Origin of the sequence: Pseudomonas sp. CBS (genome assembly GCF_024734645.1) — a bacterium.
Classification (GTDB): domain Bacteria; phylum Pseudomonadota; class Gammaproteobacteria; order Pseudomonadales; family Pseudomonadaceae; genus Aquipseudomonas.
Genome location: NZ_CP102929.1, coordinates 2229417 through 2243486, shown reverse-complemented (window position 1 = coordinate 2243486; position 14070 = coordinate 2229417). Strand labels below are relative to the sequence as shown.

At 63.8% G+C, this 14070-nt stretch carries 2 protein-coding genes; both read left to right on the top strand.

Going from position 1 to position 14070, the window contains the following annotated elements; translation table 11 throughout:
* Nucleotides 1-251 precede the first annotated feature (251 nt).
* Nucleotides 252-1010 (top strand): thioesterase II family protein, encoded by a 759-nt coding sequence (locus tag NVB75_RS09900; RefSeq protein WP_258347015.1) that lies wholly within the window; start codon nucleotides 252-254, stop codon nucleotides 1008-1010.
* Between the two features lie 61 nt (nucleotides 1011-1071).
* Nucleotides 1072-14010, top strand: coding sequence for a non-ribosomal peptide synthetase (locus NVB75_RS09895; RefSeq protein WP_258347014.1), 12939 nt, complete (start codon nucleotides 1072-1074; stop codon nucleotides 14008-14010).
* The last annotated feature ends 60 nt before the right edge of the window (nucleotides 14011-14070 follow it).

Below are 14070 nucleotides of genomic sequence, written 5' to 3'. Positions count from 1 at the left end.
TGGGGGAGGGCGTCCTTGCTGAGGCCTCCTACACATCGGGCAACAAATTATGCTTAATGATAATGATTGTCAAATGAGAAGACGAACTAATCTTATGCTTTATCGATAGGTGTGAACCGCGTCTCGCTGACTAATTATTTCCAGGGGCCATCCGTTCTCATGGGTGACAGGCCAGTTAACAAACCGGCCAAGGATCAGCGCCTGGAGGAGGACAAAATGGGTTTTTATCGTGTGAGCGGGAGTGGTCTGAAATGAACACGCCGGCTCGATTACGCCTGTTTTGCCTGCCGTATTCCGGCGCCAGCGCCATGGTCTACAGCCGTTGGCGGCGGGCGCTGCCCGAGTGGTTGCAGGTGCGGCCGCTGGAACTGCCCGGGCGCGGCATGCGCATGGACGAGCCGTTGCAGCGCGATATCAAGGCATTGGCCGCGCAACTGGCTGATGAGATCAGCGCGGAACTGGACGAGCCTTACGCCTTGTTTGGCCACAGCCTCGGCGGTCTGCTGGCGTTCGAGCTGGCCCATGCCCTTCGTGAGCGCGGTGTGCCGCAGCCACTGGCGCTGTTTGCGTCGGGTACCGCCGGCCCGGCCCGTCGCGATGTCAGCGAATACGCCATCGAGAAAAACGACGAGCAACTGATCGCCCGCCTGCGTGAGCTCAAGGGCACCGGCGAAGAGGTGTTGGCCAATGCCGAACTGATGCAGTTGATGTTGCCGATCCTGCGGGCCGACTTCCTTCTTTGCGGCAGTTTCGAGTATGGCGAGCGCGAGCCGCTGCCCCTGCCGATCCATGTCTTTGGCGGTAAGCAGGACAGTGTGCGTGCCGACCAACTGCTGGACTGGCAGCAAGACACCGCCAGCGGTTTCTCCCTCGACATGTTCGACGGTCACCATTTCTTCCTGGTGCAGCACGAGAGTTCTGTACTGCGCTGTATGCGGCGTTACGCCGACGAACACTTGGCCCGCTGGCGCAATGACGCCGCGCGGCAGATGGCCCGGGCCGCCGGCTGAACAAGCCCCCCGGCCACACATTCCCCGATTTCCCAGTAAGCCGATTTCAGGCAGGAACCCCATGATGGACGCCTTCGAACTTCCCCGCACCCTGGTCCAGTCCCTTCAACGCCGCGCCGCACAAACCCCGGATCAACTGGCGTTGCGCTTCCTGGCCGAGACGGCCGAGCAAAGCGTCGTCCTCAGTTACCGCGACCTCGACCTGCGCGCCCGCACCATCGCCGCCGCCTTGCAGGCCAACGCAAACCTGGGCGACCGCGCGGTGCTGCTGTTCCCTAGCGGGCCGGATTATGTCGCGGCGTTCTTCGGTTGCCTGTATGCCGGTGTCATTGCAGTACCGGCTTACCCGCCGGAGTCCACCCGCCGTCATCATCAGGAGCGCCTGCTGTCGATCATCGCGGACGCCGAGCCGCGGTTGCTGCTCACTACCTCCAGCCTCGGGGATTCGTTGCTGCAACTCGAAGGTGCACCGCAGTTGCTGTGCGTCGACAGCCTCAATGCCGAAATCGCGAGCCATTGGGTTGCGCCCAACTTGCAAGACGATGACATCGCCTTCCTGCAATACACCTCTGGCTCTACCGCGTTGCCCAAGGGCGTGCAAGTCACCCACGGCAACCTGGTGGCCAACGAGTTGCTGATCCGCCGGGGTTTCGGCATCGACCTGAACCCCGACGACGTGATCGTCAGCTGGCTGCCGCTGTACCACGACATGGGCCTGATCGGCGGCCTGCTGCAACCGATCTTCAGTGGTGTGCCGTGTGTGTTGATGTCGCCGGCATACTTCCTCGGCCGGCCTTTGCGCTGGCTGGAAGCGATCAGCGAATACGGCGGTACCATCAGCGGCGGGCCGGATTTTGCCTATCGGCTGTGCAGCGAGCGGGTCAGTGAATCGGCATTGGATCGCCTGGATTTGAGCAAGTGGCGCGTGGCGTATTCCGGTTCCGAGCCGATCCGCCTCGACACCCTGGAACGCTTTGCCGAGAAGTTCGCCACCTGCGGTTTTACCTCGAATAATTTCTTCGCATCCTATGGCCTGGCGGAGGCCACCTTGTTCGTTGCCGGCGGCACCCGTGGCCACGGCATCCCGGCCCTGCGCCTGGACGATCAGGCTCTGGCCGCCAATCGCGCCGAGCCAGGGCAGGGCGCGGCGATCATGAGTTGCGGCACCAGCCAGCCCGAACACGCGGTGCTGATTGCCGAACCCGCCACCCTGGCGACGCTCCCCGACAATGCCGTTGGTGAAATCTGGGCTACTGGCCCGAGCATCGCCCACGGCTACTGGCGCAACCCTGAAGCCACCGCCAAGACTTTCGTCCAGCACGAAGGCCGTACCTGGCTGCGGACCGGCGACCTCGGATTTATCCGCGAAGGTGAAGTGTTCATCACCGGCCGGCTGAAAGACCTGCTGATCGTGCGGGGCCACAACCTGTACCCCCAAGACATCGAGCAAGCCATCGAGCGTGAAGTGGAAGTGGTGCGCAAGGGTCGGGTCGCCGCGTTTGCGGTGAATGACCAGGGCCTGGAAGGCATCGGCATCGCCGCCGAAATCAGCCGCAGCGTGCAGAAAATCCTGCCGCCTGAAGCGCTGATCAAGGCGATTCGCCAAGCAGTGGCCGAGGCCTGCCAGGAAGCGCCGAGCGTGGTGGTATTGCTCAACCCCGGCGGCTTGCCGAAAACGTCCAGCGGCAAGGTGCAGCGTTCGGCCTGTCGCACGCGGTTGGCGGATGGCAGCCTCGACAGTTATGCGCAGTTCCCCGGCGTGCAAGCGCCGGTCGGCGATGCTGCCCTGCAATCCGAACTGCAAAACCAGATTGCCGCGATCTGGTGCGAGCAATTGCAGGTGACGCAGGTCGCCGTCGACGATCACTTCTTCCTGCTGGGCGGCAACTCCATCAGCGCCACCCAGGTCGTCGCCCGCCTGCGGGAAACCCTCGGCCTGGAATTGAACCTGCGCCTGTTGTTCGAAGCGCCCACCCTGGCTGCCTTCGCCACCAGCGTCGCGCAATTGCAACAGGACGGCGGCGTGGCCCAAGGCGCGATCCATGCGCTGTCACGCCAGGAAGACCTGCCGCAATCCCTCGCGCAAAACCGCCTGTGGATCACCTGGCAACTCGACCCGCAGAGCAGCGCCTACACCATCCCCGGCGCCCTGCGCTTGCGCGGCGAGCTGGATGAAGACGCGGTGCGCGCAAGCTTCCAGCAACTGATCCAGCGCCACGAGTCCCTGCGCACGCGCTTCTTTGAACGCGATGGCCAAGGCTTCCAGCGGGTCGACGCCCAGGCTGATTTCGACCTGCAAGTCATCGACCTCAGCGACCTGCCCGCCGCCGAGCGCGAAGCCCGGGCCAACCAGATCCGCGAAGACGAAGCCCGCACCCAGTTCGACCTGGAGAAAGGCCCGCTGCTGTGGGTAACGCTGGTGCGCCTGGATGACGAAGACCACCAACTGCTGGTGACGATGCACCACATCATCGCGGACGGCTGGTCGCTCAACGTGTTGATCGACGAATTCTCTCGCCTCTACGCCGCAGCGTCCCAAGGCCAAACCCTGGAGTTGCCAGCGCTGGCCCTGCAATACGCCGACTACGGCAGCTGGCAGCGCCAGTGGCTGGCCGAGGGCGAGGGCCAGCGACAACTGGCTTACTGGAAACAACAGCTGGGTGACGACCACCCAACCCTGAGCCTGGCCACCGATCACCCGCGCTCGGCGCAGCATGTGCGCAGTGCTTCACGCCACAGTGTGCGGGTGAACGCGAGCCTCAGTGAAGCCATTCGCAAGACCGCCCAAACCCACGAATCCACGCCGTTCATGCTGTTGCTCGCAGCGCTCCAGAGCCTGCTCTATCGCTACAGCGGCCAACGGGATATACGCATCGGCGTGCCCAACGCCAACCGTCCGCGCCAGGAAACCCAAGGCCTGATCGGGTTCTTTATCAACACCCTGGTGCTGCGTGCCGAACTGGATGCGCGCCTGCCATTCGCCGACTTGCTGACCGCGACGCGAACCGCTGCCCTGGGCGCCCAGGCCCATCAGGACTTGCCGTTCGAGCAATTGTTGGAAGCCTTCCCGCAAGCCCGTGAGCAGGGCCTGTTCCAGGTGATGTTCAACCATCAGCAACGCGACCTCAGTGCCTTGCGCCGCCTGCCTGGCCTGCTTGCCGACGAGTTGGCGTGGCACAGCCGCGAAGCCAAGTTCGACCTGCAACTGCACTCGGAAGAAGACCGCAACGGCCGCCTGAGCCTGTCCTTCGACTACGCCGACGAACTGTTCGACGCCGCCACCATCGAGCGGCTGGCCGAACACTTCATCAACCTGCTGCAAGCCGCCTGCGAGCAACCGCAGCAGGCCATCGGCGACTTAAAACTGCTGCACGCCGACGAACACACCCAACAACGCCAGTGGAGCGCCGCGCCGTGCACACCGGCGCAGAGCTGGCTGCCGGAACAACTTAACCAACAGGTCTCGGAGCGCACCGCACTGGTGTGGCAGGACGGCAGCCTGACCTTCGCCCAACTGCACACCCAGGCCAACCGCCTGGCCCACTACCTGCGAGACAAGGGCGTCGGCCCGGACGTGTGCGTGGCCATCGCCGCCGAGCGTTCGCCGCAACTGCTGATCGGCCTGCTGGCAATCATCAAGGCCGGCGGTGCCTATGTACCGCTGGATCCGGATTACCCGGCCGAACGCCTGGCCTACATGCTCAAGGACAGCGGCGTGCAACTGCTGCTGACCCAGACTTCGCTGCTGGAGCAACTGCCCACGGCTGAAGGTGTCTGCGTCATCGCCATGGATAGCCTCAAGCTGGAAAGCTGGCCGACCCACGCGCCGGGCCTGCACCTGAACGGCGACAACCTCGCCTACGTGATCTACACCTCCGGCTCCACCGGCCAGCCCAAAGGTGTGGGCAACACCCATGCCGCGCTGGCCGAGCGTTTGCAGTGGATGCAAGCCACCTACACGCTTGATGAAACCGATGTGTTGATGCAAAAGGCGCCCATCAGTTTCGACGTGTCGGTGTGGGAGTGTTTCTGGCCGCTGATCACCGGTTGCCGCCTGGTACTGGCGGGCCCCGGCGAGCATCGCGACCCCCATCGCATTGCCCAACTGGTGCAGGAACACGGCGTGACCACGCTGCACTTTGTGCCGCCGTTGTTGCAGCTGTTTGTCGACGAGCCGTTGGCCGCCGAATGCACCAGCCTGCGTCGTCTGTTCTCCGGCGGTGAAGCGCTGCCTGCCGAGCTGCGCAACCGGGTGTTGGCTCAGTTGCCGGCAGTGCAGTTGCACAACCGCTACGGCCCGACTGAAACCGCGATCAACGTGACGCACTGGCACTGCCAGGCTGAGGACGGCGAGCGTTCACCGATTGGCCGGCCGCTGGGCAATGTGATCTGCCGGGTGCTGGATGATCAGTTCAATCCGCTGCCGGCGGGTGTGCCGGGTGAGCTGTGCATCGGCGGTATCGGCCTGGCCCGGGGTTACCTCGGGCGGGCGGGGCTGACCGCTGAACGGTTTGTCGCCGACCCATTGGGCGAGGCGGGTGCACGCTTGTATCGCACCGGTGACCGTGTGCGCTGGAGCGGCGACGGTGTGCTGGAATACCTCGGGCGCCTGGATCAGCAGGTCAAGTTGCGGGGCTTCCGTGTCGAGCCTGAAGAAATCGAAGCCCGTCTATTGGCCCTTGATGGCATCGCCCAAGCGGTGGTGCTGGTGCGTGAAACCGCTGCCGGGGCGCAGTTGATCGGTTACTACACCGCCAACGAACCGCTGGATGAGCAGGATGTAAAAACCGCCCTGGCCGCTGAGCTGCCGGAGTACATGGTCCCGGCGCAATTGATGCGCCTGGACGCGATGCCCCTGAGTCCCAGCGGCAAACTGGATCGCCGTGCCTTGCCGGAACCGGTGTGGCAGGTACGTGAACACGTCGAACCTGAAACAGCGCTGGAGCAGCAAATCGCCGCGATCTGGCGCGAAGTCCTGGCCCTGCCACGGATCGGCCTGCGGGACGACTTCTTCGCCCTCGGCGGCCATTCGCTGCTGGCCACGCAAATCATCTCCCGCACCCGTCAGGCCTGCGATGTCGAGCTGCCGCTGCGCACATTGTTCGAAGCCAGCGAGTTGGGGGCTTTCGCCGAGCAGGTCCGCCTGATCCAGGCCTCCGGCCAGCGCAACCAACAACTGGCGATCGGCAAGGTCGACCGCAGCCAGCCGGTGCCGCTGTCCTATTCCCAACAGCGCATGTGGTTCCTCTGGCAGATGGAACCCGACAGCCCGGCGTATAACGTCGGCGGCATGGCGCGCTTTCGTGGGGTGCTGGACGTGGGGCGTTTCGAGGCGGCGTTGCAGGCCTTGATCATGCGTCACGAAACCCTGCGCACCACGTTCCCGAGCATTGATGGCGTGGCGCAGCAGAAGGTTGCAGCGCAAACCGGCGTGCGCATGGATTGGCAGGATTTCTCGGCGTTCAGTGAGGCCGAGCGCCAACAGCGTGTGCAGCAACTGGCCGATCATGAAGCCCACACGCCGTTCAATCTGGAGACCGGTCCACTGCTGCGCGCCTGCCTGGTCAAGGCCGGCGAGCAGGAACATTACCTGGTGCTGACCCTGCACCATATCGTCACCGAAGGCTGGGCCATGGACATTTTTGCCCGTGAGCTCAGTGCGTTGTACGAAGCCTTTATCGATGACCGCGAATCGCCGCTGGCGCCGCTGCCGGTGCAGTACCTCGACTACAGCGTGTGGCAGCGCCAGTGGCTGGAATCCGGCGAGCGCCAGCGCCAACTGGATTACTGGACCGCGCAACTGGGTACTGAACACCCGCTGCTGGAACTGCCGGGCGACCGTCCGCGACCACCGGTGCAAAGTCACCAGGGCGAGCTGTACCGTTTCGATTTGAGCGATGACCTTGCCGCCCGCGTGCGGGCCTTCAACGCCCAACGCGGCCTGACCCTGTTCATGACCATGACCGCCACCCTCGCGGTATTGCTCTACCGCTACAGCGGCCAGACCGACCTGCGTATCGGTGCGCCAGTGGCCAACCGGATTCGTCCGGAAAGCGAAGGGCTGATCGGTGCGTTCCTCAACACCCAGGTGCTGCGCTGCCAGCTCAACGGGCAGATGAGCGTCGGCGAATTGTTCGACCAGGTGCGCCACACCGTGATCGAAGGCCAGTCCCATCAAGACCTGCCGTTCGACCACTTGGTGGAAGCCCTGCAACCACCCCGCAGCGCTGCGTACAACCCGCTGTTCCAGGTGATGTGTAACGTGCAGCGCTGGGAGTTCCAGCAAAGCCGCACTCTGGCCGGGATGACCGTCGAGTACCTGGCCAACGATGCCCGCGCCACCAAGTTCGATCTCAACCTGGAAGTCACCGACCTCGACCATCGCCTGGGTTGCTGCCTGACCTACAGCACCGACCTGTTCGACGAGCCGCGCATTGCGCGCATGGCCGCCCATTGGCAAAACCTGCTGGAAGCCTTGCTTGCCGATCCGCAACAGCGCCTGAGTGAGTTGCCGCTGCTGGAAGCGGCCGAGCAGCGCTCGTTGCAAGACAGCCTTGGCATGGAGGCCGGCGAGCATCGTCTCGACCAGTGCATTCACCACCTCTTCAGCGAGCAAGCCCTGGCCCGCCCCGACGCCCCGGCCTTGACCTTCGCCGGGCAAACCTTGAGCTACAGCGAACTCGACAGCCGCGCCAATCGCCTGGCCTGGATGCTCCGCGAGCGCGGCGTGGGCCCGCAGGTGCGGGTCGGCCTGGCGCTGCCGCGTTCGCTGGAAATGGTCGTCGGCCTGCTGGCAATCCTCAAGGCCGGCGGCGCCTATGTGCCGCTGGACCCGGAATACCCGCTGGACCGCCTGCACTATATGATCGAAGACAGTGGCATCGGCCTGCTGCTCAGCGACGCTGCGATGTTCGACGCGCTGGGCGAGCTGCCCGCCAGCGTCGGCCGCTGGTGCCTGGAAGATGACCTGCCGACCCTGGCCGACTACCCGGCTGGTGAGTTGCCCTTTATCAGTCTGCCGCAACACCAGGCCTATCTGATCTATACCTCTGGCTCGACCGGCAAGCCCAAGGGCGTGGTGGTGTCCCACGGTGAAATCGCCATGCATTGCCAGGCGGTGATCGAACGCTTCGGCATGCGCCCGGATGACTGCGAGCTGCACTTCTATTCCATCAACTTCGACGCCGCCACCGAGCGTTTGCTGGTGCCGTTGCTCAGTGGTGCCCAGGTGGTGTTGCGGGCCCAGGGCCAATGGGATGCGGAAGAAATCTGTGGGCTGATTCGTCAGCACCGCATCAACATCCTCGGTTTCACCCCGAGCTACGGCAGCCAGTTGGCGCAATGGCTGGCCACGCAACACCAGACCTTGCCGGTGCGCATGTGCATCACCGGCGGTGAAGCCCTGACCGGCGAGCACTTGCAGCGTATTCGCGCGGCATTCAAGCCGGCGCTGTTTTTCAACGCCTATGGCCCGACTGAAACGGTGGTGATGCCGCTGGCCAGCCTTGCTCCGGAAATGCTGGAAGAGGGCGCAGGCAGCGTGCCGATCGGCAGCATCATCGGCGCGCGTGTGGCCTACATCCTGGATGCGGATTTGGCGCTGGTGCCGCAAGGCGCGACGGGTGAGCTGTACGTCGGCGGTGCCGGCCTGGCCCAGGGGTATCACCAGCGTCCGGGGATGACGGCGGAGCGGTTTGTCGCGGATCCGTTTGCCACGAACGGCGGTCGTCTGTATCGCACCGGCGACCTGGTGCGCCAGCGTGCCGATGGCCTGGTGGAGTACCTTGGCCGTATTGACCATCAAGTGAAGATTCGCGGGTTCCGCATCGAGCTGGGGGAAATTGAAACCCGCCTGCTGGAACACCAGGCGGTGCGTGAGGCAGTGGTGTTGGCGCTGGATTCCCCGAGCGGCAAACAGTTGGTGGCCTACCTGGTCAGCGACGAAGAACACGGTGCACTGCGTGAATCCCTCAAGGCGCATTTGAAAGCGCAGCTGCCGGACTACATGGTGCCCGCGCACCTGATCGTCCTCGACAGCATGCCGCTGACCGCCAACGGCAAACTCGACCGCCGCGCCTTACCGCAGCCGGATCCCGAGGCGAATCGTCAGCAATACGTGGCGCCGCGCAACGAACTGGAGCAAACCCTGGCGGCGATCTGGTGTGCGGTACTGAACGTGCAGCAGGTGGGCCTCGACGATAACTTCTTTGAACTGGGCGGCGACTCGATCCTGTCGATCCAGGTGGTCAGCCGGGCACGGCAGGCGGGGATTCATTTCAGCCCGCGTGATTTGTTCCAGCACCAGACCGTGCAAACCCTGGCCGCCGTGGCGACCCGCACCGAGCAGGTTATCGCCGAACAAGGCGTGCTGACCGGCGCATCCGGGCTGACCCCGATCCAGCACTGGTTCTTCGACACCGACATCCCCGAGCGCCAACACTGGAACCAGGCGCTGCTGTTGGAGCCGGTTCAGGCCCTCGAACCCCATCGCCTGGAACAAGCGTTGCTGGCAGTGCTCGAACACCACGACGCCCTGCGCCTGAGCTTCACCCAGCGCGACGCCCAATGGCACGCCGAACACCTGGCAGTGCCGCAAGGTGGCCTGCTGTTGCAAGCCCAGGTGGCGGATATGGAGCAGTGCATCGCGCTGTTCACCGACACTCAACGCAGCCTCAACCTTGCCCACGGCCCGCTGTTGCGCGCGCTGCTGGTGGACGGCCCGCAAGGCCAGCGCCGGCTGCTGATCGCGATCCATCACCTGGTGGTGGACGGCGTTTCCTGGCGCGTATTGCTGGAAGATTTGCAGACCGTGTATCGCCAGTTGAGCGACGGCCAACCCGTCAGCCTGCCGGCCAAGACCAGTGCATTGCGCGACTGGGCCGCACGCTTGCAGGCCTATGCCGGCAGCGAATCCCTGCGTGAAGAACTGGACGTGTGGCAGCAGCAGTTGGCCGGTCCCGCCGTTGAACTGCCGGTGGATCGTCCGCAAGGTTCGCTGCGCAATCGCGACGCCGATACCGTCAGCGTGCGCCTGGATGCCGAGCGTACCCGCCAGCTGTTGCAGCAGGCGCCGAGTGCTTACCGCACCCAGGTCAACGACTTGTTGCTGACCGCCTTGGCCCGAGTCTTGTGCCGCTGGAGTGGCCATGAATCGGCACTGATCCAGCTGGAAGGCCACGGCCGCGAAACCCTGTTCGACGAGATCGACCTGACCCGCAGCGTCGGCTGGTTCACCAGCGCCTACCCATTGCGCCTGACCCCGCTGCATATCGAAGAAGCCGCCGGGCAGGGCGCCTCGATCAAGGCGATCAAGGAGCAACTGCGCGGCGTGCCCCACAAAGGGTTGGGTTACGGTGTGCTGCGCTACCTGGCTGACGACCTGTGCCGCCAGACCATGGCCGCGTTGCCGAGCGCCAGTATCACCTTCAACTACCTCGGCCAGTTCGACCAGAGCTTTGGCGCTGACGCACTCTTTCACCCGCTGGACGAGTCCGCCGGGATCGCCCATGACCCGGACGCGCCGCTGCCCAGCGAGCTGAGCGTCGACAGCCAGGTGTACGGCGGTGAATTGGTGCTGCGCTGGACCTTCAGCCGCGAACGTCACGACAGCCAGACCATCGCTGAACTGGCGGACGCTTACCTGGCGGAACTGCAAAGCCTGATCGAACATTGCCTCAAGGAAGACGCGGGCGGTCTCACGCCGTCGGACTTCCCGCTGGCGCACCTCACCCAAGGGCAACTCGACGCGCTGCCGGTGCCGGCCAATGTCATCGAAGACGTGTACCCACTGACCCCGATGCAGGAAGGCTTGCTGCTGCACACCTTGCTGGAACCGGGCACCGGCCTGTACTACATGCAGGACCGCTACCGCATCAACAGCGCCTTGGACCCCGAGCGTTTCGCCCTGGCCTGGCAGGCGGTGATCGCCCGTCACGAAGCCTTGCGCGCCTCGTTCTGCTGGAACGTCGGCGAAGACATGCTGCAGGTTATCCACAAGCCCGGCAGCACGCCGATCGAGTACCTCGACTGGAGTCAGGAGCCGGAAAGCGAACAGGAACCGCGTCTGCAAGCGTTGCTGAAAAGCGAGCGTGAGGCCGGCTTCGATCTGCTCAATCAGGCACCGTTCCACCTGCGGTTGATCCGCGTGGGCGAAGCCCGCTACTGGTTCATGATGAGCAACCACCACATCCTGATCGATGCCTGGTGCCGCTCGCTGCTGATGAACGATTTCTTCGACATCTACACGGCCCTCGGCGAAGGCCGCGACGCGCAGTTGGCGACGCCACCGCGTTATCGCGACTACATCGCCTGGCTGCAACGCCAGAACCTCGCCGAGGCGCGCCAGTGGTGGCAGCAGAACCTGCAAGGGTTTGAGCGCACCACGCCGATTCCGAGTGACCGGCCGTTCCTGCGGGAACATGCCGGCCATAGCGGCGGCATGGTGGTGGGCGACTGCTATACCCGCTTGGATGTGCGCGACGGTGCGCAATTGCGCGAGCTGGCCCAGGCCCATCAACTGACGGTGAACACGTTTGCCCAGGCCGCGTGGGCCCTAGTGCTACGACGCTTGAGTGGCGATCGCGACGTGCTGTTCGGCGTCACCGTGGCCGGGCGCCCGGTGGAAATGCCCGAGATGCAGCGCACCGTCGGGCTGTTTATCAACAGCATCGCCTTGCGGGTCAAGCTGCCGGAGGACGATCAGCAGTGCAGCGTGCGCCAATGGTTGAGCGGGCTGCTCGACAGCAATATGCAGTTGCGCGAGTACGAGTACCTGCCGCTGGTGACCATCCAGGAAAACAGCGAACTGCCCAAGGGCCAGCCGCTGTTCGACAGCCTCTTTGTGTTCGAAAACGCCCCGGTGGAAGTCTCGGTGCTGGACCGTGCGCAAAGCCTGAATGCCACCTCGGATTCCGGGCGTACCCACACCAACTTCCCGCTGACCGCCGTGTGCTATCCGGGCGATGACCTGGGCCTGCACCTGTCCTACGACCAGCGCTATTTCGATGAAACCACCGTGCAAGGCATGCTCGGTGAATTCAAGCGCCTGCTGCTGGCGCTGGTACAGGGCTTCCATGGCGACATGGCCGACTTGCCGCTGATTGGTGAGCAGGAGCGTGAGTTCCTGGTGGAAGGTTGCAACCAGAGCGAGCAGGCGTATCCGTTGGAGCGCAGCTACGTTGAGCTGTTCGAAGCCCAGGTGCAGCAGCATCCACAGCGGATTGCCGCCAGTTGCCTGGATCAGCAATGGAGCTATGCCGAACTGAACCGGCGCAGTAACCGCCTGGGCCATGCATTGATCGCGGCCGGTGTCGGGCCGGATCAACCGGTGGCGTTGCTGGCCGAACGTAATCTGGATTTGCTGGGCATGATCATCGGCAGCTTCAAGGCCGGTGCCGGTTACCTGCCGCTGGACCCGGGGCTGCCGACGCAGCGCCTGAGCCGCATCATTGACCTGAGCCGCACGCCATTGCTGGTGTGCACCGAGGCGTGCCTTGAGCAGGCGCAGGTGTTGCTGGAAGAGTTCGCCTGCTCCGGTCGGCCGAAGCTACTGGTTTGGGATGCCTTGGCCGGCTCTGACGAAAACCCCGGGATCTACAGCGCGCCGGACAACCTTGCCTACGTGATCTACACCTCGGGCTCTACGGGCTTGCCCAAGGGCGTGATGGTGGAGCAGCGCGGCATGCTCAATAACCAGCTGAGCAAGGTGCCGTATCTGCAGCTGACCGAGCACGATGTGATCGCTCAAACCGCCTCGCAAAGTTTCGATATCTCGGTATGGCAGTTCCTCGCGGCGCCGCTGTTCGGCGCGCGGGTGGATATTGTGCCGAATACGATTGCCCATGACCCCCAAGGCTTGCTGGCGCATGTCCAGGCCCAAGGCATCACCGTGCTGGAAAGCGTGCCGTCGCTGATCCAGGGCATGCTTGCCCAGGAACGCATGACCCTGGACGGCTTGCGCTGGATGCTGCCGACCGGCGAAGCCATGCCCCCGGAGCTGGCGCATCAGTGGTTGTTGCGCTATCCGGAGATTGGCCTGGTCAACGCGTATGGCCCGGCGGAATGTTCGGACGACGTGGCGTTCTTCCGCGTTGACCTGGCATCGACCCGTGGCACTTATCTGCCGATTGGTACGCCGACCGACAACAACCGGTTGTACCTGCTGGATGGGGCTTTGGAGTTGGTGCCCCAAGGTGCGGTCGGTGAACTGTGCGTCGCGGGGACCGGCGTGGGCCGTGGTTATGTCAGCGATCCGGTGCGCACGGCGCAAGCGTTTGTGCCGAATCCATTTGGTGCGGACCGGTTGTATCGAACAGGGGATTTGGCGCGCCGTCGCAGTGATGGGGTATTGGAATATGTCGGTCGCATCGACCATCAGGTGAAGATTCGCGGTTACCGGATTGAGCTCGGGGAAATCGAAGCGCGCCTGCATGAGCAACCGGAAGTGCGGGATGCGGCGGTGGGCGTGCAGGAGGGTGTCAACGGTAAGCATCTGGTGGGGTACCTGGTGGCGGCGGATGCGCTGTTGAATCCCGGTGAGCGTCTTGATCGGATCAAGCAACGCCTGCGTGCGGAGCTGCCGGAGTACATGGTGCCGCTGCATTGGCTATGGCTTGACCGGTTGCCGCTGAATGCCAACGGCAAGCTGGATCGCAAGGCTTTGCCTGCTTTGGAGATTGGCCAGTTGCACAGCCAGGATTATCTGGCACCGCGTAATGAGCTGGAGCAGACATTGGCCGGGATTTGGGCCGAGGTGCTGAAAGTTGAGCGCGTGGGGGTGCAGGATAATTTCTTTGAGCTGGGCGGGCATTCGTTGCTGGCCACGCAGATTGCTTCGCGGGTGCAGAAGACGCTGCAGCGGGATGTGCCGTTGCGGGCGATGTTCGAGTGCAGCACGGTGGAGGAGTTGGCGGTGTATATCGACGGGCTTGCGGCGAATGAGATCAGTGCGCAGAAGGTGGATCGGTTGAGTGATTTGATGGCGGAGTTGGAGGGGTTGTAGGGGTTGTAGGTGGCATTGGTTTGCGTACATATCCGTTATTTAGGTAACGGCTACCTATGG